Raw genomic sequence first — 23,749 nt, 5'->3', positions numbered from 1 at the left:
CTCCTACCCATGACCTGCTCGACCTATTTAGTCTTTTATCTAGTCCTTTAGCAGTTGCCGCGCGATGACCAGTCTCTGGATTTCGCTCGTCCCTTCACCGATGGTGCACAGCTTGACGTCGCGGTAGAACTTCTCTGCCGGATAGTCCTTGATGAACCCGTACCCGCCGTGGATCTGTACGCTCTCATTCGCGGCACGCACGGCCACTTCACTCGAGTAGAGCTTCGCCATGGAAGACTCAAGCGTCGTCTTTTTGCCGTTGTCCTTCAGCCAGGCTGAGCGCATGGTCAACAAACGCGCTGCATCGATCTCGGTGGACATGTCCGCCAGCTTCCACTGGATCGCCTGGAACTCCGAAATTGCTTTGCCGAACTGCTTGCGTTGCTTGCTGTACCTCAGCGCCGACTCGTAAGCGCCTTGCGCCATGCCGAGGCCGAGCGCAGCAATCGAAATACGACCGCCATCGAGCACCCGCATGGCGTCCACGAAGCCTTCGCCCTCGTGCCCGAGCAGGTTCTCTACCGGTATTTCGCAGTCTTCAAAGATCAGCTCCGACGTGTCGCTCGCGCGCAGCCCAAGCTTGTTTTCCTTCTTGCCCGGACGGAACCCTTTCGTCCCCTTCTCAACGATGAAAGCCGACAACCCATGTGTCCCCGCAGTCTTGTCCGTTACGGCGATGACCGTGTAGACGTCCGCGTACGTGCCGTTGGTGATGAAGGTCTTGTTGCCGTTCAGCACCCAGCGATCGCTCTTGCGCACGGCCGAGCAGCGCGCGCCACCTGCGTCCGACCCTGAGCCCGGCTCGGTCAAGCCCCACGCGCCAATGAATTCCCCTGTCGCGAGCTTCGGAATGTACTTGCGCTTCTGAGCCTCGTTTCCGGCCAGCCAGATGTGGTTGGAGCCGAGCGAGGTGTGCGCCGCAACGATGATGCCCACCGACCCGTCTATGCGCGAGAGTTCCTCAATTGCGATGACGTACTCCACGTACCCCATCTCAGCACCGCCGTACTCCGCCGGAAAGATGATGCCCAGCAGTCCGAGTTTGCCCAACTCCTTCACGGTCTCCATGGGAAAACGTGCCGCTTCGTCCCACTCCATCACGTGCGGCGCGATTTCACGCTCCGCGAACTCGCGGACACTTTTGCGCAATTGAAGCTGCTCTTCGTTCAGCTCGAAATTCAAGATTGTCTCCTCGAACGGTACGTTTCGAAAGGCGGGTCACCCACGCCGGTCCACCCCTGAACCGGTGCTAGCAGAAACAGGTGGTTATAACACAATCGAATAGAGATGCAGAACGCGGCCGTTCAGATTACAGAATTCGAGCGCAGCACGGATACGGGTTTATCGAGTGACCCGTAGGCTCAGGCCCTCGCGGCCTCTTCGCGGGCCGTCTGTTCGGCCTGCTGCTTCAGCGAATCCATCCATTGCGCGTACATTTCGACAATCTGTTTCTGGATGGTTTCACCGAACATAAAGGTCATGGGGCCGGAGAACTCCTGTCGCGCCGTGATAGTCGTTGTTTCGTCCGGTTGCATGTCAAACGTGAACCACTGCTCCGATTGCACGGCGGACCCCGGAGCCAGCCAATGCACTGCCGTCGGCGCGTCGCACTCCTTCACCTCGGGCTTCACGTACATCGGCATCGGTTGCAGCAGCTTCATCTGGAACTTGCTGCCCGTCGCCCACGGTTCGCCTTCCGTCCACGAAGCATTCCCAATCACCTTCGGCACAGATTCAGGCCAGCGAGTAATGTCCTGGAAATGCCGCCATACGTGTTCAGGCTTGCACTGCGCAACTACCGAGTGTTGGAGCTTGATGGACATAGGAGATTTGTATCTCGGACATTCGCGATTTGGCAATCGCAAACGGTGATGCGCGGCAAAGAAGCACTACACGCTCGGAACCCAGTTCTCCCGACGTGCCTGGTCTTCCGCCTCCGACCTGATGCGCTCGAACATTAGTTTGATTCCGTCCAGAATTGGCTGGCGAACCCGGTTTCCGATCAGCACCAGCGGCGCACCGGAAAACTCCTGCAATGTGCGCATCTCTGTGGCGCCGTCCGGCAGCGGCTTGAAAATGAAGAACTGTTCGCCCGTAATGCCGCTTCCTTTGCCGCGCCAGTGCAGGTAAATGGGCGGCTCCACCTCAAGAAGTTCTGGTGTGATCGTGTATCCCACCGGCTTTGTGATCTTAATCTCGAATCGCGACCCCGGCTTCCACGGCTCACCGCTTACCCACTTGACCGACTGTATCGCCTGCGGATCCCAGCGCGGCCAGCGCTCTATGTCTTGAAAGACTTTCCAGATGTGATCAGGCTGGCAGTGCGCAACGGCAGCGTACTCAAACTTCAGGGACATGGAGGGTCAGTTGCCAGTTGTCGGTTGCCAGTTGCCAGAAAGGCGGTTGCCAGTTGCCAGTAGCCGATTGCCAGGAAGGCGAGACGGCAGGGCCAGTTGTCAGTTACCAGTTGCCAGCAAGGGCAAGTCGTCGTAGGCCGGCTGCGAGTTGTCAGGAAGGCGAGGCGGGCACAGCGGCGGTGCTCGGATGCTGACTAAACTCGTGGAAAAAGAAGTGTCTCCTGAACGAAGCGACGAAGTCGCGGAGTCGAAGGCCCCTTACGATCAGCACGTAGCTGCCAAAAGAGATCCTTCGACTTCGGGCTTGCGCCCTCGCTCAGGAAGACACGCAGTATTTATCACGCTCAAACTGGCAAACCTGCACGGCATCACCTGAAACCGGCAACTGACTACTGGCTACCGTCAACTGCCTACTGCCTACCGGCAACTGGCAACTGTTTCGCCTCGCAGATAGCCTGCATCGCGTTCAGTGCCTGCTCGCAACCGGCGCGGTCCACGTCACAGTGCGTGACAAAGCGTACAAGCTGCGAATTCACGCCGTTGGCCAGCACATTGCGCTCGGCAAGCTTCTTGGAGATCTCCGCCGATGTAATCCCTGTGCCGCTCACGTCGAAGATGACGATGTTCGACTGCACCTTCGTGGGGTCGATCTTCACGCCAGGGATCTGCGCCAGACCTTCCGCCAGGAACTTTGCGTTCTCATGGTCGAGGTGCAGGCGGGCGGGTCCCTTCTCTAAGGCAATCAATCCGGCCGCTGCCAGGATGCCCGCCTGTCTCATGCCGCCACCCAGCGCTTTGCGCACCGTGCGGGCCTGCTCGATGAACTTGGCCGTACCCACCAGCATGGATCCCACCGGCGCGCCCAAGCCCTTCGACAGGCAGAACATAACCGAGTCGAATTTCCGCGTGAGTTCAGCGACAGGCTTGCCGAGATACGCGGCGGCGTTGAATATCCGGGCTCCGTCCAGGTGCACCGGCAATCCAAGTTCGTGCGCGCGGTCGCAGATGTCGTCCATCACCTCGGACGGCATCACCGCGCCACCAGCCATGTTGTGCGTGTTCTCCAGCGAGATCAGCCCCGTTTGCGCCATGTAGTAAATCTTAGGCGAGAGCTTCGTGCGTATGAGATCCCAGGTCACGATGCCGTCAGGCGCAGCGACCGGGCGCACAAGGCATCCGGAAAACGTCGCCAGCGTGCTCATCTCGTAGTTGAAGATATGGCCGCGCTCTTCGCAGATGATGTCCTGCCCGGGCCGGGTATGCAGCTTGATCGCGATCTGGTTTCCCATCGATCCCGTTGGGACAAAGATCGACGCCTCGCGCCCAAAGATTTCCGCCGCGCGCTGTTCCAGCCGGTTGATCGTCGGATCCTCGCCGTACACGTCATCGCCCACAATGGCTTCCGCCATCGCCCGCCGCATCTCCGGCGTTGGCTGCGTCACCGTGTCACTGCGCAGATCGATCATCATGGGTTTCACTTCATCGGATTTTTTGGAGGGATTTGCGCAAGGAATGCCAGACATGTGAGTTCTCGAATTCAGAAAAGAAAGTAAAGTTAATACAAGAGTTTAGCTTCGGTGGCTCTTGCTGTCATTCTGAGTTTCGAAGCTATGCACCTCCGGCTCAGTTTCTGCATACAGGAAGCGCTCGAAGACTTCGTTGCTCAATAATCGGCCGCGTGAAGTCAGACGAAGAAATCCCTCCACGATCTCCAGCAAGCCCGCTTCATTCAACTCCAGAATCGCGTCGCGATAACGCTCTATGGCGTCCACACCAAACTCCTCGGCGATTCGCGCCAATTCCACGCCACGAGTAAGCCGAAGGCCTAGGAAGTACGCCTCCTCGATGGCGTTCCTTTCGCTAACGTCCGTGCGGGTTCGTGCCGCGCCGCCGAGCGCAGCATCCAGCGAATCGCTGGTGGCGAAGCGTACCGCCGCATGTGGCGCACCCGCTTTTGGCGCGCATAGCATAGAGTGCGCATCCACACCAAAACCCATATAGGGCTGATGCAGCCAGTACTTCAAGTTGTGCCTGGACTCCTTCCCTTCGCGCGCGAAGTTGGAAATCTCATACTGCCGCACGCCCGCGGCGTCCAACGCTTCGCAAGCCTGCACGTAGAAGTCGGCGGTCGCCTCCTCGTCTGGAACGAAGTGGGCGTGGTACCGCGTGCCGCCTGCCATCAACTCGCGGCCCAGGCGGGAGTCCTCATCGACCTCCAGCATGTAGACGCTCGCGTGCGGGACGCCGGTTGCGATCAACTCTTGTAGCGAATAACGCCACGACTCCTCTGTCTGGTGCGGCAGGCCCGCGATCAGGTCCACGCTGATGTCGGCGATCCCCGCCGCTCGGAGCTGCGCGATGTCCTCTATCGTCGCTACCCGCGTGTGCAAACGTCCAACAGCGCGCGATTCCTGGTCAACAAAGCTCTGCACGCCCAGCGAAACCCTGTTCACTCCGCAACCAACCAGCGTCTCAACGAGTTCCGGCTTCAGAGTGCCGGGCGCGCATTCGACCGTCACTTCCGCATCCGCCGCAACCTCGAAGTTGCTTCGAATCGATACGAAAAGTGCGCTCAACTGCTGCAGTTCCAATACGGAAGGCGTACCGCCCCCTAGATAGACCGAGTCCACAGCACGCTCGAACTCGCCGCCCATCTGCGCCGCCAACTGGTCGGCGCGCTCTATTTCAGCCGTCACATGCCGGATGTATCCGTTGAACAACTCGCGCGAAAAGACGCCTGAAGCGAAGTTGCAGAACGAACACTTCGTCCGGCAGAAGGGCACGGAGATGTACAAACCTAGGGACATTGGTGTAATCATATCGGCAAATCGAGGCAAGACGCGCGCAGCAATCTGTATCCGAAGTCTAAGCGGCAGCATCTCAACAAACACATGCAGAACAGCTATAAGCGAGTCGTCGTTACCGGAATGGGTATGGTCAGCCCCAATGGCATCGGGCGCGAAGCTTTTTGTCGCGCAGTTCTCGCCGGCACCAGCGGCGTCAAACGAATCTCCCGCTTCGACGCCAGCGATCTGCCCGTACAAATCGCCGGCGAGATTCCCGACTTCGATGAATTGGCCTGGGTTGACGCCAAGGAGCGCAAACACGTCTCTCGCGTTGTGCCGCTCGTGCTGGCCGCCGCAAGCGAGGCCCTCAGCCACTCAGGACTGGACACGCAGAAATTCTCGCTCGACGAACAACGCGATATCGGCGTCATCCTCGGCACCGGCGGTGGCGCGCAGGAGTTCGCGGAAGAAAATCATCGCTTGTGGCTCGAAGGCAAAATCAAACAGGTCAGCCTTTTTGTCATCCCCAGCGGCACCATGGGCACGCTCTCCAGTGAAGTCAGCATGCGCTTCGGACTTCGCGGACTTTCGCACGTCATCACTACCGGCTGCACGTCCTCGACCGACGCCCTCGGTTACGCGATGAAAGAGATACGCTCCGGCAGCATCTCCGTCATCCTAGCCGGTGGCGTCGATGCGCCTATCGCGCCCGGCATCATGAAGGGCTTTACGTTGATGAAGATCATGACCTCGTCGTGGAACCACGCGGCGGAGCGCGGCTCGCGCCCGTTCTCGGCGGACCGTGATGGCTTCGTCGTGGCCGAAGGTTCGTGGATGTTCGTGCTCGAAGAGTACGAACACGCCAAAGCCCGTGGCGCCAGCATCCTCGCGGAAGTCGCCGGTTACGGTTCCACCTGCGAAGCCTTCCATCGTGTACGCCTGCAAGAATGTGGTGAAGAACCAGCGCGCGCCATCCAACTCGCCATGCGCGACGCAGGCATTGTGCCCGCCGACGTTCAGTACGCCAATCTGCACGGCACGTCCACGCAACTCAACGACCGGATAGAAACCCGCGCCCTCAAGCTTGCGCTCGGCGAAGAACGCGCCCGCCAGATTTCCATGTCTGCCCTTAAGTCGCAGATCGGTCATCCGCAGGGTGCGTGCGGAGCCGCGGGCGTTGCCGCTACTCTCGTTGCCTTTGAGCACGGCCTGCTTCCGCCAACCATCAATCTCGAAGTCCCCGATCCCGACTGCGATCTCGACTATGTTCCGGACGCAGGCCGTCGCGCTGATATCGAACACGCCATCTGCAATTGCATAGCGTTCGGGTCGAAAAACTCAGCGCTCATTTTGAGGAAACTATCGTAGATGTTCTAACGAGAGACCCTGTAGTCATGAGTGAGGGCGTAAGCCCGAATCGAAAACCCAGTTAGCAATTCAGTAGCTCAGTAGCTAAGTGGCTTAGCAGCTCAGTGGCTCAGCAGCCCGTTTGCGCCATCTAAGCCTTTAGAATAGAGTCAGGCTTCAGGCATTTTTCTGCCGGGTGCTTCCTAACCGAATGGCGAATATCCACGAAGAAGAGGTACTCGGCAAAGCGTATGACAGGCAGCTCATGGGCCGCCTGCTCGAATACCTGCGCCCTTACAGCGTGCAGGTTACCCTCGCGCTTACGGCCATCGTGCTCAAGGCTGGCGCGGATGTACTCGGCCCGTATCTCACCAAGGTTGCTGTCGATAAGTACCTGACCCACAAGTCCGCCGCCGCACCTTCGTTTCTGGATCGATTTTTGAGTTCGCAGCCCCTGGTGGGCATCGGGCAAATCGGCGCTATCTTCCTGTCCGTTCTGTGCATAGGCTTCCTCCTGGAGTTCGCGCAGACGTACCTGATGCAATGGACGGGACAGAAGGTCATGTTTGACCTTCGCAGCCACATCTTCCGCCATCTTCAGAAAATGCACGTCGGTTTTTTCGACAAGAACCCTGTCGGACGCCTGGTGACGCGCGTTACCACGGACATTGACGCGCTCAACGAAATGTTTACCGCCGGCGTCGTCTCCATCTTCGAAGACGTTTTCGTGCTGGCGGGAATCATCGTGATCATGCTCCTCATGGACTGGAGGCTGGCGCTGATCACGTTTGCCGTGCTGCCGTTCATCTTTGTCGCTACCATGATCTTCCGCAAGAAGGTACGCGACTCCTACCGGCGCATACGCACGGCTATCGCTCGAATCAACTCCTATATTCAGGAGCACGTCAGCGGCATCGTCCCGTTGCAACTCTTTAACCGCGAGCGCCGGGCGTTTGACAAATTCGAGCATGTGAACGCCATGCACATGGACGCCTTCAAGGACGCGATCATGGCGCACGCCGTGTACTACCCGGTGGTCGAAACGCTCTCTGCCGTGGCTATCGCCTCCGTCATTTGGTATGGCGGAGGAGGCGTTATGCAAGGCGCTGTCAAACTGGGCGTGCTCGTCGCCTTTATGCAGTACGCGCAGCGCTTCTTCCGCCCCATTCAGGACCTGAGCGAGAAGTACAACATTCTGCAATCCGCCATGGCCTCCGCCGAGCGCGTCTTTAAGCTGCTCGATACAAAGGCGGAAGTGGTCTCGCCGGAGAAGCCGAAACAGCCTCATGGCCCCGGCCGCATCGAGTTCGACCACGTGTGGTTCGCCTATCGGCATATGCCGAAGGACGACAAGGAGAGCGCCGGGAAACCGGGCGTGGCCGCGCCTGTCCCGACCGACGGCTCCGGCTCTGAATCGCAGGACGACTTCGATTGGGTTTTGCGGGACGTTTCCTTCACGCTGGAACCGGGAGAGACGGTAGCAGTCGTCGGCCACACCGGTGCCGGTAAGACGACGCTCATCTCTCTTCTGCTCCGTTTCTATGATGTGCAAAAGGGCGCAATCCGCGTGGAGGGCGTGGACATTCGAGAGCTTGATCTCCCAACCCTTCGCCGTCGCTTTGGAGTCGTTCTACAGGACCCGTTCCTCTTTTCAGGAACGGTCGAGGACAACATTCGTCTCGGCTCTACGTGGATCGACGATGACGCAATTGAGCGCGCGGCGGACGAAGTGAACCTCACCGACTTCATTCATTCGCTGCCGGACGGTTTCAAAGAGACGGTCCGCGAGCGTGGCAGCACTCTTTCGACTGGCCAGAAGCAGCTCATCAGCTTCGCCCGCGCTCTCGCGCATAACCCCAAAATCCTCATTCTCGACGAAGCCACGTCCAGCGTGGACACCGAGACCGAGTTCAAGGTTCGCGAAGCACTCACCCGCATGGTCGAGGGACGCACCTCGCTCATCATCGCCCACCGCCTCTCCACCGTGCAGCGCGCCGACAAGATCGTCGTCATGCACAAGGGCAAGGTCCGCGAGATGGGATCGCACCAGCAGCTCCTCGCCAATCGCGGCATCTATTACAAGCTCTACCAGCTGCAATACAAAGATCAGGAACTGGCTGTCACTCCGGCAATCATCGCCGAATCAGGCGCGCAAGCATCCGGCATCAGCATCGGCGACGACTGAAACGCCGACCGTCCCAGCCCCCGACGGAGAACACGACCCATGATCTCCCGCCTGCTTACCTGTTATCCTTCTGCACAACCTTATGCCTCCTAATTCCACTGACTTGCGAGCCACCGCATGCGTCTGCTGATCTCCGCCGGTGAAGCCTCAGGCGAGATGTATGGCGCTGGTTTGCTCGATGCGCTGCGCACGAAGGTAGCAGCGCGCCCAGATCTCGCGCCGCTTGAGTGTTTCGGCGTTGGCGGACAGCTTATGCGGGCTGCCGGCTGCGACATCGTTGTGGACGCGTCCCGCATAGCCGTTGTCGGCCTGTTCGAAGTCGTCAAGCATCTTCCCGGAATTTACGCTGAGTTCCATCGTGTTCTGCGAGAAGTTGACTGCCGCCGGCCCGACGTCGCTGTCCTGATTGATTTCCCGGATTGGAATCTCCGTCTGGCCCGCGAACTGCACGCGCGCGGCATTCCCGTCCTTTACTACGTAAGCCCGCAGCTTTGGGCATGGCGTAGAGGACGCATTTCGCTCGTAAAAGACTACGTGCGCAAGATGCTGGTCATCTTTCCCTTCGAGCGCGAGTTCTATGCCAGCCACGGAGTAGAAGCCGAATTTGTCGGTCATCCCCTCGGACGCCTCGAACCGCCTAAAGTCTCTCGCGCATGCTTCGCGCAGGAATACCGGCTCGACGAAAGCAAGCCGTGGGTAGCCCTGCTGCCGGGTAGCCGCCGTGGCGAAGTGTGCCGCCATGTCAAGGAGATGATCGGTGCAGCCGTTCTGCTGGGAGACGGCTACGAATACCTGGTACCGGTCGCTTCCACGCTGGAACGCAACTGGGTAGAGCAGCAGGCCCAGTCGGCTTGCCGCCAGTTCGAGCGGCCGGCCTCGGCCAACCACTCGGGGTATCCGCGTTTTACGTGCGTGGCCGACGCCCGGACGGCTCTACTGCTTTCGCGCGCCGCCGTGGTCGCCAGCGGAACGGCTACGGTAGAGGCCGCCGTGCTCGGTACGCCTTCCGTCATGGTTTACCGCGTCGCGCCGCTTACGTATGCTTTCGGCAAGCGTCTCGTTAAGGTTCCGTTCTACTCCATGCCGAATCTAATTGCCGGACGCGAAGTAATTCCGGAGCTTGTGCAGCACGACTTCACGGCCCAGAATGTGTTTGACTGTTTAAGTGACATTCTTGAGGAGGGTACTGCGCGCCAGAATATGATCGCGGGGCTCGCCGAGGTACGCGAGAAGCTTCGCGGTAACGCTCTCGTTTCACCGAACGAGCAGGCCGCTGACGCTGTGCTGAACGTTTTGGCCCGAAGATGAACCGGCCTTTTTCTTTGTCGTTGCCCGTCTAAGCGGCGCAAGGCAAAATATGCAGCAGTGCTGCTGCAGCGCATCTTTTACGTGGTTTTCCACATCAAGATGTTTTGAGGAACTCACGGGAGTTATCGATTCATGCAAAAAGCACGGCGACCCTTGGGGCGTGCTCTTCTAGCACTCTTTGTCGTTCTGGCTGGCTTCACCCTGGCGCTGCATATTCGCGCCGCGGAGAAAACCCGCATACAGGTAGATGACTACGTTATCGACGCGACGCTTCAGCCCGCAACGCACCGGCTCACGGCGCGCGCCCGCGTGAAGTTCACCGCCCTGGACGACATCAGCGTAGCCACGTTCGAACTGCACAACGCGCTGCGTCCTACGCGCGTGCTTGACGCCGAAGGCCATACGCTCTCGGCTGAGCGCGTTACGCAGGACTCGACCGTGCGCGTTGCTTTGCCCGCCGGCATGAGCAAAGGCCAGACGACGACGCTTACCTTCGACTACGAAGGCGTACTGCTGCACGCCGAAGACAGCCCCGTGCAGGGATTGAAGCTCGCCTCAGTGGGCGACCCCATCAGCTATCTGCTCTATGCCGGTCGTTGGTTCCCCATGGTCGGCTACGGCACCAATCGCTTTACCTCCGTAATCAACATCACGGTGCCCGTGGGATATACCGTCGTGGGTAGCGGAAAAGAAAGTACGGGCGCGGCGGCGTTGCCCGTCTCCAGCACAGCGGCCGTAGCTGAAGAAGCTTCGCAAGACCGCAATGCCCCGCCTGTCCTGGCACGCCGTGCCGGACAGAAGGCGCCTGCCGCCAAGGCTCCAGCGAAGACCAAGGCGCGCACGCCAAAGTCTGCCGCACGCAGCAAGGCTTCGGCAAAACCGGCTGAGCCAGTTCGTCGTCCAAATGCGAACGAGCGCACCTTCACTTTCACGTGGGATCGTCCGAGCTTCCCTGGAACCATCATCGCCGGCAAGTTCGAGGACACTCCGATCAACCAGGGTGGATTAAACGTCCACGTCTATTTCCTGCCGGAACACAAGAACATCGCCGCCGAGTACGGCGAGACCGCAGCGAAAGAGTTCGGCTACTTCACCACTCTCTACGGCGTGCCGATGTCCACCACGCTCAAAGTCGTGGAACTGCCGGACGACACAGTTCCCAGCGCCTGGGCGCCCGAGATTGCCGCCATCGCCTCACGCGCCTTGGGCAACAGGCTCAACTATCGCCTGCTCGCCAACACCGTCGCGCACCAGTGGTGGGGAGTCAGCGTTAGTCCGGCCACGCGCAACGACTGGTGGCTGGCTGATGGCACGGCCCGTTATTCCGAGACACGTTACATAGATCAGGCGGCGGGACAGGCTGGCGCTGAAGAAGCCGTGAAGGACATGGCCGTCGGCGCACTCGCTTATGAAACCGTGCCGCTGTCGCAGGTCGGCACGCTCGATCCGTTCGACCCCGTCTTCCAGTCGCTCGTCACCGACAAAGGCGGCATGGTGTTCCACATGCTTCGCTGGGTTCTGGGCGATACCGCGTACGACAAGACCATGCGTTCTTTCGCCCAGCAATTCGCGGGCAAGCCCGCAAGCGTAGAGGATTTTCGGCAGATTGCCGAGCAGGCGTCCGGCGAACAACTAACTTGGTTCTTCTCGCAGTGGCTGGACTCAACGGGCGCGCCTGAGTTCAAGAACAAGTACACGATCTATCGCGTTCCGAAGGGCTTCCGCGTGGTTGGGGAGATATCGCAGGACCTCGACCTGTTCCGTATGCCCGTGGAACTGAAGATCGACACAGACGGACAGACCGAGACCAAGCGCATCGAAGTCGTCGGCACGAATTCCAGCTACGCGGTCGAAACCTTTGGCAAGCCGCGGCGCATCACCATCGATCCCAACAGCCGCGTGCTCAAGAACTCGCCCGACCTGCGCTTGCGGACGGCCATCATGCGCGGACAGCAACTCATACAACAGGGCAACCTGGCGGAATCTCTTCGCGAATTCCAGAAGGCTCTCGAGGTCAACAAGAACAGTTCGCTCGCACACTATCGCATCGCGGAGGTCTTCTACATGCAGCGCAATTATCAGGCTGCGGCGAACTCCTATCGCGAATCGCTCAACGGCGATGGCGAACCACGCTGGACAGAAGTGTGGAGCCACATCCAACTAGGCAAGATTTTCGACGTTACCGGACAGCGTGAACGCGCAGTGAACGAATATCGCCAAGCCTTGCAGACGAACGACGACACGCAGGGTGCATTGGAAGAAGCACGCAAATATATGCAGGCTCCCTTCCAGCGCGAGACAAACAAAGACGCCAGCGGCAGCTAGCTTCTGCGACGCAAGACATGAGCCGCACGCTAAGCGTGCGGCTCATATTTCTGACAAGAACCCATCCAAGATCAATGCGTCATCCTGAGGTTGCGCCCGCTGTTGGCGCGGCCGAAGGATCTGCTTTGCGATCCGCAGCGCCACAAGCAGATCCCTCACTTCGCTCGGGATGACACTAGCGCGAAGTGGAGACTTGCTTCATGGCGCAAACGCAAGGTGGTTCGACTACGCGCCAAAGACTGCGCTGCGCTCACCATGACGCGTGTTCTGAACTAGTGCGCGAACTTCAGGCCGCTCAACTTTTTCGCTTCGTTCCGCCCGACGCCCTTCCCCAACACCAGCACCTGGAAGGTCTCCCCTATGCCGTCGGGCGTGACCAGATGCTTCAGCTGCAACGCCACTTTCGCGCGCTCCTGGGGCAAACGGGCATCTTCGAAGGCGTCGGCGAACTCGTTCGCCTCGCCTACTCCGATCAGGAATGAGGATTGCGTCAGCAGCCCCAACTCCTCCAGCCCAGAGTTCCTGGCGACCGCGCGAAGCGCCGTGAAGTTTACGTGCGCCGTTATGTCCTGCTCGCCAGGCGCAGCGAAAACATTCGGACTGGCCGTGTGCTGACGGTATGTCATGATCGTGTCGAGATGCCGCCCGGCTACCTGCTCCTCGCGCGTGTACCCGTAATCAACGAAGACGGAAAATCCGCGCCGTTGCGCCAGCACTCCGCTGATTCGCTTCATCCATTCCACAACGCCCGGCGCAGCTTCCACACGCGCACCGTCCTCTGGTTGGACACTGTAGCGGTCGATGAACTCCAGCAGATGATTCGCCACCGGCCTTGTCGTTTCCACGAACTGCCCGCGCTGGTTCACGTCGATATAAATCTGGCCCTCGGACGTCACGACCTCGACCGGCAAGGCATCGAAGAACTCGTTGCCGAAAACGATCACGTTGTCGCCTAATTTCTTCGCTGCTTCTTCGATGGTAGCGAAGACCCCGACAATTTTTCGCTCTACCTGCGACGCCAGTCTCTCCTTCTGGCGCTTACGCAGATACTCCGACGTTTCCACCAACCGATAGCGCAGCGACGTAGCGAACCCGGGAAACTTCTTCTGGGCCCAGTCCAGGACATCTGCCGCGAAAAAGCCGCGTCCCGGGCCTAGTTCAAGGATGTCCACTCGCGGCGGCGATCCCAGCACGCGCCACATCTGTTCGAACTGCCGGCACATCAGGCGACCGTAAACTGCATGAACGTCAGACGATGTATAGAAATCCCCAGCCTTCCCAAACTGTTCGCGGGGCCGAGTGTAGTAGCCGATCTCAGGCTCGTACAAACACATCGCCATGTAGCGTGAAAACGGAATAGGCCCTTCGCGCCGGATCGTCTCCGCAATCTTGCTTCGCAAGGAATCGTTATCAGCAGCCATTCGGAACTTCCCTTTTATCATCCCCGAGCTTCTGATCTTCGGATTCTCGTGATTGCGGCGTGCGGGTGAACATCTCGATGAAGTAGTCGTGCAGGCAGTCGTAGAGCTGTCGCTGGAAAGCCCACGTGAATTGAGGATTATCCAAGTCACGCGGATGCAGTTCGAAAACGTAAGTGTGCACCGGCACGGGCGGAACCTTGAAGTTGATGACTACCTCGACGGTATCCGCCTTAGCTCTCGCGTCGAACGTCAGCAATGGATGCTCATACTGGCTCAATTGCTCCAGCACGCGCGCCAGGCGGGAGTCGCCGTTTTCAACCATGACTTCGATTGTATCTCGCGCGTTGGCGCGGGGTCGCGGGACGAGGGTCGCGAGTCGTCAGTCGAGAGTCGCCGAGTGAGTCGCTGGTCGTCGTCGCCCGTCAAACTTTAAAGATGCGGCAAAGAGAGATGAGTCATCTTGAGCGAAGCGAAGGATCTGCTTTTCGCCGCTGCTTAGAACAGAGCAGATCTTCGACAGTGCCAGCAGCGGGCGGCGTCAGGATGACACACTGTCTTTGATGATGGCTTTGAAACAGTTTGAGGCATGGCTGCTGCCATGCCTCTCGGGTACACGACAAAATCTCTACTTCGACTCGCCGCCCGCCTTGGTCTTAGCGACTGCTTTCTTGTCGGGGTACTCAAACACACCGCGGCCGGTTTTGCGGCCCAGGCGGCCCTCCGCGACATATTTCTCGAGCAGCGGTGCCGGTCGAAACTTTTCGCCCAGCGTTTGGTGTAGATAGCGAAGGATGTTGAGACGCGTGTCGAGCCCGACCAGGTCCACCATTTCGAAGGGACCCATCGGATGGTTGAGCCCTAGTTTGAGCGCTCGGTCGATATCTTCGGCGGACGCGATGCCCGCTTCCAGCATGTAGAACGCTTCGTTCCCGATCATTGCATTGATGCGGCTGGTGATGAAACCAGGCGCTTCGTTGATGACAACGGTTTCCTTGCACATCCGATTGCCGACTTCGACAGCGGCGGCTACGGCCACATCGTCCGTCTTCTCTGCCCGGATGATCTCGATGAGCTTCATCTTGTGCACGGGATTGAAGAAGTGCATACCAACAACCTTTTCCGGACGCTCCGTTACTGCTGCAATGTCGGTGATGGACAACGACGAAGTGTTCGAAGCCAGGATGGTGTTCGGACGGCAGATGCGATCGAGAAGCCGGAATATCTCCTCTTTCGAGTCGAACTCCTCCGGAACCGCCTCAATGACCATATCGGCTTGCCGCGCAGCCTCGTCCAGCGACGTCGCGTACTCCAGCCGCGACAGCGCACCCTCCGCAACCTCTTTCGAAACCTTGCCAAGCTCCACCGCGCGATCGAGGTTGCTTCGAATCTCGCTCTCCGCCCGGCGCAGCGATGTTGGCAAGATGTCTTCCAGGATCGTGCGATAGCCGCCCAGTGCCGCGACATGCGCAATGCCGCGTCCCATAATCCCGGCGCCGATCACAGCAATCGTAGAAATCTCTGCCATTAGCCGCGCTCCAGTTCTTCCAGGATCTTGATGAAGTTTGGATTTGCTTGGCGCATGTATTCGGCGAGGCGCTTCTTCTCTTCCGGCACAATAAACGGAGAGCTCGCAACGATTCGTCGCAGCGTTGCAGAAATGTCGTCAACGTAGTTCATCATGCGAATGAGTTCACCACTCGATGCCATGAAAGCCTCCAAGTCTGAATCGGTAACGGTCTATGCCTTATGCCTATGCGGCACAAAAGTTTTTCTACGCGGACTGGAACAGAGTCGCGGACTCAGATGCCACCCTCGGGATCCCGCGTTTCGGGTGCAAATCGCAATCCGCACGGATGCGCCCCGCGTGTACGGGCGATGAGCTATTTTCAGCGTTGACGCGAAAATAGTAAAGGCCAGCTCCTATGACGCACGTCAGCGCTCTCGTTTCTCGCAGGCCGACAGCATGCAACCGCCGCGCATCTAAGCCTCGGGAGCAGCCCATCTGTTGCTCACGGACAGGTTCATGAAGAAAACACCTTTGCCGAACGCGAAGTAAGCGAACCGAATGCGTAATCAGTCTGCACCGCTCCTGGACGAAAGCAGCGGCATCTCGGAGTGTCTCGACCGTCTTGCCTCTCGCAAGGACGATACCCGCCCGCTGTCTACCTATCGCCTTCAGTTCAACCGGAACTTCCGATTTGAAGATGCCCGCGCTCTCGTGCCGTACCTCGCCAAGCTTGGCGTCAGCACCTGCTACTCGTCGCCGCTGCTGGAGGCGCGTTCCGGCAGCATGCACGGTTACGACATCACGAACCACAATAAGCTCAATTCCGAGATCGGAAGTGAAGAAGAGTTCCGCGACCTGGTCTCCGCGCTGAAAGCGCATGGCCTCGATCTGCTGCTCGATGTCGTTCCCAATCACATGGGTGTTGGGTACGACAGTAATCCCTGGTGGCTGGATGTTTTGCAAAATGGCCGCTCCTCCAAGTTCGCCCACTTCTTCGACATCGACTGGACGCCGCTCAAACCCGAGCTGCGAGATAAGATCCTCCTGCCCATCCTCGGAAACCAGTACGGAGAAGAACTGGAGTCCGGACGTCTCCCGGTCACGTTCGACGAGGGCCGCTTCGTCGTGCAGTATTATGACAAGCCGCTCCCCATTGATCCGCGCACCATTCCGCTTATCTTCGCTCCGATGGGTGACATCAACCCACGCGACTATGCCGGGTTCGAAGGAGTGGTTAACGAGCTTCGAACTCTGCTCGTCGCTTTCAGCGAGTTACCGCCACACAGCACAGGCGAGGTCGATCGCGCCATGCGGCAGCGCGAAATGCCGTACTTGCTGCAACGCCTTCGCGAGCTTGCAGAGCGTTCACCGGAGATACGCGCCATCGTCGATCGCGCGCTACAGCGCCTCAACGGAACGCCGGGTGATCCTCGCAGCTTTGACGCACTCCACAGACTACTCGAGGAGCAAGCATATCGGCTGGCACACTGGCGCGTATCCGCGGAAGAAATCAATTATCGACGCTTTTTCGACGTTAATGATCTTGTGGGCCTGCGCATGGAAGACCCGCAGGTGTTCGCTGCCACACAGGAACTCATACGTCGCCTGCTTGCCGACGGAAGCGTTATGGGCCTGCGCATCGATCACCCTGATGGCTTGTTCAATCCGCCGCAGTACTTCACGCGCATGCAGATGCTCTACGCCGCAAGCCAGTGTTGCGGGCCGATTCCCAAGCCTCCGCTCGCCGAAAATGGGATCGAGGTTGATGTTCAAACCGTTTTCGGTAAACACAACTGGGCGCAGAATCAGCCGCCGCTCTACGTCATCGTTGAGAAAATTCTTGAACCCGGTGAGGAGCTGCCGCCCGAGTGGTCAGTCGACGGTACCGTTGGTTATGACTTCGCCAACCTCGTCAACGGCATCTTCATCGACACCCAAAATCGCCGTGCTTTCAGCAATCTCTACCAACGCTTCGTTGGCGATACCGTTGATGTCGATACGCTGATCTATGAAAGCAAGAAACTCATCATGAACTCCGCTCTGTCCAGCGAAGTGAACGTGCTCGGCCACATGCTCGACGAGATATCCAGTCTCGATCGCCGAGCGCGTGACTTCACCCGTAAGACGCTGCGCGATGCAATCAGCGAAACCATCGCGTGCTTCCCCGTGTACCGCACGTACATCGACGAGCGCGGAAACATTACCGATCGAGATCGCGGCTATATCGACGAAGCCATCGCGCGAGCCAAGCGGCGCAACGGCACGATGGCCTTCCAGGTCTTTGACTTCCTTCGCGACATACTACTGTTGCGTGGCGGCGACTCAGGCGCACCTATTTACGGCTACCGCAAGCAACTCTACTTTTCGCTCAAATTCCAACAACTCACTGGCCCGGTCATGGCGAAGGGATTGGAAGACACTGCCTGCTACGTTTACAACCGCTTTGTATCGGTGAATGAGGTCGGCGGTTCGCCCAAACAGTTCGGAGTCGAACTGGATCACTTTCACAGGCGCAACCAGCTTCGCGCCGAAAACTGGCCCCATTCCATGCTGACGACTTCGACGCACGACATGAAGCGCAGCGAAGATGTGCGAATGCGTCTTGACGTACTCTCGGAGATGCCGCGCCTCTGGTCGGCACAAGTCTTGCGATGGCGGCGCAGCAATCGCAGCCGGAAGCGTGCTCTCTCCGACGGGCGCATCGTCCCCGACGCCAACGAAGAGTACCTGCTCTATCAAACGCTCATCGGCGCTTGGCCGCTGAGATCTCAGGCGGCTTCAAGTGAATCGGGTCAGGGTGACTCGCTTCAGAGTGAATCGGTTGAAGTCCGGGATTTGCGCGCTTCCGGCGAGAGTTCCACCGCACCAGAGTCGTTGCCGCTCAGCCCGGAACAACGCGAGCAGTTCGTCAAACGCATTCAGGGCTACATGACCAAGGCCGTGCATGAAGCCAAGGTCAACTTGAGCTGGGTGAATCAGAACCCCGAGTACGTCGAGCTCCTCCAGAAATTTATCGCGCGCATTCTCAGAACTGGAACCGAAGCGAAGCCCAACACGTTCCTCGAACAGATCGAACACTTTGTTCCCCGCGTCGCCCTGTTTGGCGCTATCAACTCGCTTTCCCAGGTGCTCATCAAGCTCACCGCGCCCGGCGTGCCGGACATTTACCAGGGCCAGGAACTCTGGGATTTCAGCCTCGTCGATCCCGATAATCGCCGCCCCGTAGACTTCGACCTGAGGCGCCAATATCTTGACGAACTCTCCCAACGTGCCGCGAGCGGCGACCTGATCGCGATCTGTGATGAACTCATTCGTAGCTGGCAGGATGGACGTATCAAGCTATGGGTGACGAATCGCACATTGCAGTTCCGTCGCGAACATGGCCAACTTTTCCAGCAGGGCGATTACGTCCCGCTACACGGCGCGGTGCAGAACCGCAACCATGTCGTCTCCTTCGCACGTGTGCATGAGCGCGATATGGTTATCGCGGCAACTCCACGCTTCGCCTATACGCTCCTGCATGGGGAGCAGCGCGTACCGCTCGGAGATGTGTGGGGCGATGCCGAACTCGAACTGCCGCCCAACGCAAACAACGCGCAATTCACAAACCTCTTCACCGGCGAACTCCTGCGCGCCAGTCGCGAGCACACTCTGCTATGCCGAGACATCTTCCGGCACTTCCCTGTCGCGCTATTGATTAGCAATGGAAAATGATCCCGTGCATTGGGCACTCGTCACGCGTGTAATTGCCTGAGGATCAACTCTTCCACCTTCTGCCAGACACGGGGATCGCGGTCCATCTTCGCGTGATCTCGTCGAAGGATCGTTTTGTGCCAGGGAAGATCGCGGATATCGATCCGTGAGTCGCGGTAGTCGAAGCGCCAATTGCCGAGGATTTCTGTGCGGGATGCGTCGGCGGCACGAATTCGCTGCGGACCTCGAATGAACCGGCCATTACGCTGGTACAGGTTTGCGGCCGAATGGACGTTGGACGGGATCATCTCATCGTTCAGGCCGATGCTATCGACCTGCACGGTCAGCAACACTGGTAGACCAATGCGCTCGAGTTGTCGTGCAAACTTGACGATTGCGGCTCCGCCAAAGCTCTGGCCGTAGAGGATGATGCGAGCGGAAGCGCGTTCATCCGGGTCGAGTACGCCATTCCTGTTTCGGTCGAAAGCTGCTCGCACGAACCGTAAGGCCCAGTGCCGCTTCGTGTTCTCGACAGTCTGGACGTGCACACCTGGAAGATGAAGCGAGCGCAAGCGGGCAGCCATGCGGCCCACGCCTACGCGTTCGTCGTCCCAACGGTCACGTCCGCCGTGGAAGCCGAGTACGAGTGTGTCGTTGCGTGGTATCGGTATCGGAGCCGTGAAGTCTTCCCATCGTTGCGCCCTGCACTGCGCGATTCCGAATAGCGCAACGAAGGTGAACACACTGCAACTGACCCAAACAACCGAAGACTGTATCGTTGCTTTATTCGACGTTGACATCTACGCCGCAAAGTCGTGTTGCTCGACGATTGTGCCTCTGCCGCTCGGCAATCGATCGCTTACCTCTGCCATGGTCGCAAGCTTCTGCGCCAGTTCTTGCGTAATCGCTCCACACTCATAACGCCAACCCCAGTTCCCATCGCTGCGGCTTGGAGTATTCATGCGTGCGCTGCTGTCGAGACCCAATACATCCTGCAGGGGGGTCACGCACAAATTCGCAATCGAGCCCTGGGCAGCACGCATCATCGCCCACTGCATGCCATCGCAGGCTTCCCCGAGGTACGCGGTGACTTGGCGGCGTTCATGTTCGCCAAGCGACCCCCACCACCCCACCGTCGTATCGTTGTCATGCGTACCCGTATACACAACGGTTTTGCGTTCAAACTTGTGCGGCAGATAGATGTGCGCTCCGGGGTCGCCGAATCCGAACTGCATGACCCGCATACCGGGAATGTCGAGTCGCTCGCGCATCGCGTGTACCTCGGGCGTGATCATGCCCAGGTCCTCGGCTATGAACGGCAGGTCGCCCAAGGTCTTTCTCAGTACATCGAACAGGTCGTCCTTCGGACCATCTACCCACCGGCCGTGCACAGCCGTGGGCTCGCTGGCAGGAATTTCCCAGTACTGTTCGAAGCCCCGGAAGTGATCCAACCGGATGATGTCGCACGTTGCCAGCGCCCACTTAATGCGCTGCACCCACCAGTCGTATCCGCGCTGCTTCAGCACATCCCAGTTATAAAGCGGATTGCCCCAGCGTTGCCCCGTAACGGAGAAAGCATCTGGAGGTACTCCCGCAACCACCTCGGGCTCCAATTCCCCGTTGAGGCGAAATATCTCGGGAGCCATCCACACGTCGGCAGAGTCGTAGCTCACGAAGATTGCAACATCTCCGATAATCCTTATGTTGCGGATTTCGCAGTACTGCCGTAGCGCGCGCCACTGCTCAAAGAACGCGAATTGGAGGTAGCGCGCAACGTCCAGTTCCGCACTCAATTCCTGGCGAAGTTGCTGCATTGCCTCCGGCTGCCGATGCGAAAACTCGCGCGGCCACCGGTTCCAGCTCTCGCCTTTGTACCGCCGGCGCAGTGCATCGAAGACTACGAAATCCTCCAGCCACCAAGAATTTTCTTGAACGAATTGCTCAAAGCGCACGCGGTCATTGCCCCGTGCATTGCGCAAGAAGTTCTCCGCCGCCGCGTGCAATAGCGGCAGCTTCGTCGCCATCACGCGCTCGTAATCGATCGGCGAATTCGAGTCGGGCAAGGCCGCAACACCGGCTTTGTCGATCCATCCACGCTCCGCTAGCCTTTCCAGGCTGATGAGGAACACGTTCCCGGCAAAGGCCGACGTAGAGGAATATGGAGAGTTCCCCAAACCCAACGGCGCCAGTGGCAATACCTGCCAAAGCGTCTGGCGCGCCGACGCCAGGAAGTCGATGAATTCGTACGCGGCCGGGCCAAGGTCGCCGATGCCACCATGAGACGGCAACGAACTCGGGTGCAATAAGATTCCGGAGGAACGCTGATTAAGCATTATTTATTCGAAGGAGAACAAGGGATCGAACCGCTGAGAACAGATTATCAAAGATCATCCCCGCGGATTCGTCACGCGGACAGATTCGTCCGTACTCAGTCCGCTCCTCAAAATGCCCCAATCGGCCCCGAAAACTTGCTGAAGAGTGAACCACTTCTGTGATCTGAGAAAATCTGTGATGTAATAGTGACACGATTCGTATGTCACGGAAGAAGCAAGGGTTCCGCCGCACAGTTCGAGCTATCCACAGGCGCAGTCGTGAGTTGATGATGATCGTCAAGGGAGTGCTCTCTACAGATCACCCCGTTATGGCGCACATCGTCCCCATGCGCCGCTGCAATCTCGCTTGCGCATATTGTAATGAGTACGACAACGTATCCAAGCCGGTCGCAATGGATGTCATGCGCGAACGCGTCGATCACCTTGCGCGCCTGGGGACAACCATCGTCACCATCAGTGGCGGCGAACCTCTGCTGCACCCCGAACTCGACGACATCATCCGTTACATGCGTCGCCGCGGCATCATCACCGGCCTCATCACCAACGGCTACCTGCTAACGGCGGACCGCATCAAGCGCCTCAACGACGCCGGCCTCGACCATATGCAGATCAGCATCGATAACGTGATGCCCGACGATGTCTCCAAGAAGAGCCTGAAGGTTCTCGACAAGAAGCTGCAACTCTTAGCCGATCATGCGGACTTTCACGTCAACATCAACAGCGTGGTTGGTGCCGGGCTGAAGAATCCGCACGACGCTCTCGTAGTAGGGCGCCGCGCCCGCGCACTGGGCTTCACTTCCACTGTCGGAATTATTCATGATGGCGACGGCCAGCTCCGCCCCTTGCGTCCACAGGAGCGCGAAGTCTTCCTGAAGATGAAGAAGCTTGAGCGCCGCAACTACTCGCGCCTCAACTACTTTCAGGACAACATAGCCGACGGCAAGTCCAACAACTGGCGATGCCGTGCTGGCGCGCGCTATCTCTACATTTGCGAAGAAGGATTGGTTCACTACTGCTCACAGCAGCGCGGATACCCCGGCAAGCCCCTTGCCGAGTACACGGTCGATGACATTCGCCGCGAGTTCGTTACCGAAAAGGGTTGCGCCCCCCATTGCACCGTCTCTTGCGTGCACCAGGTTAGCTACATGGATTTTTGGCGCGCGCCGCAAACCCGCCAGCCTGACCCTAAAGAGGTCAACGTGGGCGAACTTGTCCAAATCGAGTAGGCGAAGCGAATATTACATTCGGCTACGATTGCACGTCAGCAAACGAGAACACCCTCCACTTGGAGGGTGTTCTCGTTGACAGCTTTCGGCTATGCCACTCGGGGCGACGCGACGACCGGGGCGCGATCCCGGCGCTCTTTCGCGCCAGCCGCGTCGAGCACTTCGCTGATTCGCGCCAGCGCGAACGCCGACAGTGCAATCTCCACATCGCGCACGGCAACGTCGAAGAACCTGCCCATCACTACGAGGTTCCCCGCAATCGCAAGCAGCCAGATCATCGCGATATATCCGCCCCAACGCGTCCATCCCGCAAGGATTGCCAGTCCCACAACCATCTCCACTACACCAACCATGTGCATAAAGGTTTGTGGCGAAACTGGCACGATCCTTGTCGCCAGCGGGTTCAGGTACATCGGCCAGTTCACCAGCAGGTTCGTAAACTTGTCCGCCCCGGCCAGGAATGGCCCCAGGCCCAACCCCACTCTCAACGTCCACCAAACGACATTCAATCTGCTATCCCTCTGCATGAATGACCTCCTGTCAAATAGAGCGGGGAGGGACAGATTGGTAACAACTTTCTTGCGTTGACATATCCATGTCGCCTTCCGCAATCAGATCGCTGAAAGTTTTTCTCTCACGTTTGCAACCGATCGCAAACTCGCGACTCTATGTATGCAGGGGAATTGGTAACCATGAACTCAACGGCGGTAAATTCGTCCATCAGCACGGAACTGAACGATGAGCAGGTGGTTGTGCGCGTTCTCGCAGGCGAAACGGGACTTTTCGAAATCCTGATGCGCCGCTACAACCAGCGCCTGTATCGCACTGCACGTAGCATCCTGCGCAACGATCACGAGGCAGAGGACGTCATGCAGGACAGCTACGTCCGCGCCTACACTCATCTCGCGCAATTTGCAGGACGCGCCAAGTTCAGCACATGGCTGACGCGCATCGCCGTGCATGAGGCGCTCTCTCGCCTGCACAAGCAGAACCGCTCCGTTGCCCTCCCCGGCGAAGACCGAGGCGACATCCAGATGACGACCAATCCCGCAACCGGCCCTGAAGAACAAGCGTCAAGCGCCGAACTGCACAAACTATTGGAAGAATCCATCGACGCGCTTCCAGCCCACTACCGCACCGTGTTCGTTCTCCGAATGGTTGAACAACTCAGCACGGAAGACACCGCGACCGCGCTCGACCTCACACCGGACATCGTTAAGATTCGCCTGCACCGTGCCCGCGCCATGATGCGCAAGCACCT

At 58.6% G+C, this 23,749-nt stretch carries 20 protein-coding genes; 8 read left to right on the top strand and 12 right to left on the bottom strand.

From position 1 onward, the window contains the following. Positions 1-39: 39 nt before the first annotated feature. From VN622_08890 to VN622_08880, 3 genes are all read right to left on the bottom strand, one after another. The gene (locus VN622_08890; GenBank protein ID HWR35968.1) at positions 40-1,182 is read right to left on the bottom strand and encodes an acyl-CoA dehydrogenase; all 1,143 of its coding nucleotides are present in this window, start codon (positions 1,180-1,182) and stop codon (positions 40-42) included. Between the two features lie 179 nt (positions 1,183-1,361). Next, positions 1,362-1,823: an SRPBCC family protein gene (locus VN622_08885; protein ID HWR35967.1), complete on the bottom strand. Its 462-nt coding sequence runs from the start codon at positions 1,821-1,823 to the stop codon at positions 1,362-1,364. Positions 1,824-1,889: 66 nt separating this feature from the next. Beyond that, positions 1,890-2,357, bottom strand: a complete 468-nt coding sequence (locus tag VN622_08880; GenBank protein ID HWR35966.1) for an SRPBCC family protein — start codon at positions 2,355-2,357, stop codon at positions 1,890-1,892. 187 nt (positions 2,358-2,544) lie between these two features. Here VN622_08880 and VN622_08875 point away from each other — a divergent pair, with 187 nt between their 5' ends. Then, on the top strand, positions 2,545-2,733 hold the full coding sequence (locus VN622_08875) for a hypothetical protein (GenBank protein HWR35965.1): 189 nt from the start codon (positions 2,545-2,547) through the stop codon (positions 2,731-2,733). Positions 2,734-2,767: 34 nt separating this feature from the next. Here the strand turns inward: VN622_08875 and VN622_08870 are convergent, their stop codons facing one another. Then, positions 2,768-3,880 carry a low specificity L-threonine aldolase gene (locus tag VN622_08870; protein ID HWR35964.1) on the bottom strand — a complete coding sequence of 371 codons (1,113 nt, stop codon included), beginning with the start codon at positions 3,878-3,880 and terminating at the stop codon, positions 2,768-2,770. Positions 3,881-3,925: 45 nt separating this feature from the next. Beyond that, positions 3,926-5,164, bottom strand: a complete 1,239-nt coding sequence (gene hemW, locus VN622_08865) for a radical SAM family heme chaperone HemW (GenBank protein HWR35963.1) — start codon at positions 5,162-5,164, stop codon at positions 3,926-3,928. An 84-nt stretch (positions 5,165-5,248) separates the two neighbouring features. On the opposite strand from hemW, the gene VN622_08860 reads away from it, so the two are divergent. The 4 genes from VN622_08860 to VN622_08845 all read left to right on the top strand — a co-directional run bounded on the left by VN622_08860 (position 5,249) and on the right by VN622_08845 (position 12,308). Next, positions 5,249-6,511 carry a beta-ketoacyl-[acyl-carrier-protein] synthase family protein gene (locus tag VN622_08860; protein HWR35962.1) on the top strand — a complete coding sequence of 421 codons (1,263 nt, stop codon included), beginning with the start codon at positions 5,249-5,251 and terminating at the stop codon, positions 6,509-6,511. Positions 6,512-6,701: 190 nt separating this feature from the next. Next, positions 6,702-8,675, top strand: coding sequence for an ABC transporter ATP-binding protein (locus VN622_08855; protein HWR35961.1), 1,974 nt, complete (start codon positions 6,702-6,704; stop codon positions 8,673-8,675). Positions 8,676-8,792: 117 nt separating this feature from the next. Beyond that, complete coding sequence (lpxB, locus tag VN622_08850) at positions 8,793-9,983, top strand: lipid-A-disaccharide synthase (protein HWR35960.1); 1,191 nt, start codon at positions 8,793-8,795, stop codon at positions 9,981-9,983. Between the two features lie 132 nt (positions 9,984-10,115). Beyond that, positions 10,116-12,308, top strand: coding sequence for a M1 family aminopeptidase (locus VN622_08845; protein ID HWR35959.1), 2,193 nt, complete (start codon positions 10,116-10,118; stop codon positions 12,306-12,308). Between the two features lie 272 nt (positions 12,309-12,580). On the opposite strand, the gene VN622_08840 is transcribed toward VN622_08845, so the two are convergent. The 4 genes from VN622_08840 to VN622_08825 all read right to left on the bottom strand — a co-directional run bounded on the left by VN622_08840 (position 12,581) and on the right by VN622_08825 (position 15,436). After that, positions 12,581-13,729 (bottom strand): SAM-dependent methyltransferase, encoded by a 1,149-nt coding sequence (locus VN622_08840; GenBank protein ID HWR35958.1) that lies wholly within the window; start codon positions 13,727-13,729, stop codon positions 12,581-12,583. Then, entirely contained in the window at positions 13,719-14,051 is a 333-nt protein-coding gene (locus VN622_08835; GenBank protein HWR35957.1) for a hypothetical protein, read from the bottom strand. Before VN622_08835 ends, VN622_08840 begins: the two co-directional genes overlap by 11 nt. 303 nt (positions 14,052-14,354) lie before the next feature. After that, complete coding sequence (locus VN622_08830) at positions 14,355-15,254, bottom strand: 3-hydroxyacyl-CoA dehydrogenase NAD-binding domain-containing protein (protein HWR35956.1); 900 nt, start codon at positions 15,252-15,254, stop codon at positions 14,355-14,357. Beyond that, positions 15,254-15,436 (bottom strand): hypothetical protein, encoded by a 183-nt coding sequence (locus tag VN622_08825; GenBank protein ID HWR35955.1) that lies wholly within the window; start codon positions 15,434-15,436, stop codon positions 15,254-15,256. Before VN622_08825 ends, VN622_08830 begins: the two co-directional genes overlap by 1 nt. 358 nt (positions 15,437-15,794) lie before the next feature. On the opposite strand from VN622_08825, the gene treY reads away from it, so the two are divergent. Then, positions 15,795-18,950, top strand: a complete 3,156-nt coding sequence (treY, locus tag VN622_08820; protein ID HWR35954.1) for a malto-oligosyltrehalose synthase — start codon at positions 15,795-15,797, stop codon at positions 18,948-18,950. Positions 18,951-18,970: 20 nt separating this feature from the next. Here treY and VN622_08815 read toward each other — a convergent pair whose 3' ends face one another. After that, positions 18,971-19,672, bottom strand: a complete 702-nt coding sequence (locus VN622_08815) for a hypothetical protein (GenBank protein HWR35953.1) — start codon at positions 19,670-19,672, stop codon at positions 18,971-18,973. Between the two features lie 57 nt (positions 19,673-19,729). Then, complete coding sequence (gene malQ / locus VN622_08810) at positions 19,730-21,262, bottom strand: 4-alpha-glucanotransferase (GenBank protein ID HWR35952.1); 1,533 nt, start codon at positions 21,260-21,262, stop codon at positions 19,730-19,732. Positions 21,263-21,528: 266 nt separating this feature from the next. Between malQ and VN622_08805 the strand changes: the two genes are divergently transcribed. Beyond that, positions 21,529-22,488, top strand: a complete 960-nt coding sequence (locus tag VN622_08805) for a radical SAM protein (protein ID HWR35951.1) — start codon at positions 21,529-21,531, stop codon at positions 22,486-22,488. An 89-nt stretch (positions 22,489-22,577) separates the two neighbouring features. Here VN622_08805 and VN622_08800 read toward each other — a convergent pair whose 3' ends face one another. Beyond that, positions 22,578-23,015, bottom strand: coding sequence for a hypothetical protein (locus VN622_08800; GenBank protein HWR35950.1), 438 nt, complete (start codon positions 23,013-23,015; stop codon positions 22,578-22,580). 165 nt (positions 23,016-23,180) lie between these two features. Here VN622_08800 and VN622_08795 point away from each other — a divergent pair. After that, positions 23,181-23,749: RNA polymerase sigma factor (locus VN622_08795; protein HWR35949.1), on the top strand; the 569-nt coding region annotated here is incomplete at its 3' end.

It is taken from the genome of Clostridia bacterium (genome assembly GCA_035561135.1).
Lineage (GTDB): Bacteria > Acidobacteriota > Terriglobia > Terriglobales > Acidobacteriaceae > DATMYA01.
Note: the sequence above shows the minus strand (reverse complement) of the source record. Positions and strands in the feature narration are given on the sequence as shown.

Excerpts from the sequence above, each read along its gene's own strand:
- VN622_08830 (HWR35956.1), bottom strand. The coding sequence starts at position 15,254 with ATGGCAGAGATTTCTACGATTGCTGTGATCGGCGCCGGGATTATGGGA.
- VN622_08875 (HWR35965.1), top strand. The coding sequence starts at position 2,545 with ATGCTGACTAAACTCGTGGAAAAAGAAGTGTCTCCTGAACGAAGCGAC.
- VN622_08840 (HWR35958.1), bottom strand. The coding sequence starts at position 13,729 with ATGGCTGCTGATAACGATTCCTTGCGAAGCAAGATTGCGGAGACGATC.
- VN622_08885 (HWR35967.1), bottom strand. The coding sequence starts at position 1,823 with ATGTCCATCAAGCTCCAACACTCGGTAGTTGCGCAGTGCAAGCCTGAA.
- malQ (HWR35952.1), bottom strand. The coding sequence starts at position 21,262 with ATGCTTAATCAGCGTTCCTCCGGAATCTTATTGCACCCGAGTTCGTTG.
- hemW (HWR35963.1), bottom strand. The coding sequence starts at position 5,164 with ATGTCCCTAGGTTTGTACATCTCCGTGCCCTTCTGCCGGACGAAGTGT.
- VN622_08860 (HWR35962.1), top strand. The coding sequence starts at position 5,249 with ATGCAGAACAGCTATAAGCGAGTCGTCGTTACCGGAATGGGTATGGTC.
- VN622_08880 (HWR35966.1), bottom strand. The coding sequence starts at position 2,357 with ATGTCCCTGAAGTTTGAGTACGCTGCCGTTGCGCACTGCCAGCCTGAT.
- VN622_08805 (HWR35951.1), top strand. The coding sequence starts at position 21,529 with ATGATGATCGTCAAGGGAGTGCTCTCTACAGATCACCCCGTTATGGCG.
- VN622_08870 (HWR35964.1), bottom strand. The coding sequence starts at position 3,880 with ATGTCTGGCATTCCTTGCGCAAATCCCTCCAAAAAATCCGATGAAGTG.
- VN622_08800 (HWR35950.1), bottom strand. The coding sequence starts at position 23,015 with ATGCAGAGGGATAGCAGATTGAATGTCGTTTGGTGGACGTTGAGAGTG.
- VN622_08855 (HWR35961.1), top strand. The coding sequence starts at position 6,702 with ATGGCGAATATCCACGAAGAAGAGGTACTCGGCAAAGCGTATGACAGG.
- VN622_08825 (HWR35955.1), bottom strand. The coding sequence starts at position 15,436 with ATGGCATCGAGTGGTGAACTCATTCGCATGATGAACTACGTTGACGAC.
- VN622_08845 (HWR35959.1), top strand. The coding sequence starts at position 10,116 with ATGCAAAAAGCACGGCGACCCTTGGGGCGTGCTCTTCTAGCACTCTTT.
- VN622_08835 (HWR35957.1), bottom strand. The coding sequence starts at position 14,051 with ATGGTTGAAAACGGCGACTCCCGCCTGGCGCGCGTGCTGGAGCAATTG.
- lpxB (HWR35960.1), top strand. The coding sequence starts at position 8,793 with ATGCGTCTGCTGATCTCCGCCGGTGAAGCCTCAGGCGAGATGTATGGC.
- treY (HWR35954.1), top strand. The coding sequence starts at position 15,795 with ATGCGTAATCAGTCTGCACCGCTCCTGGACGAAAGCAGCGGCATCTCG.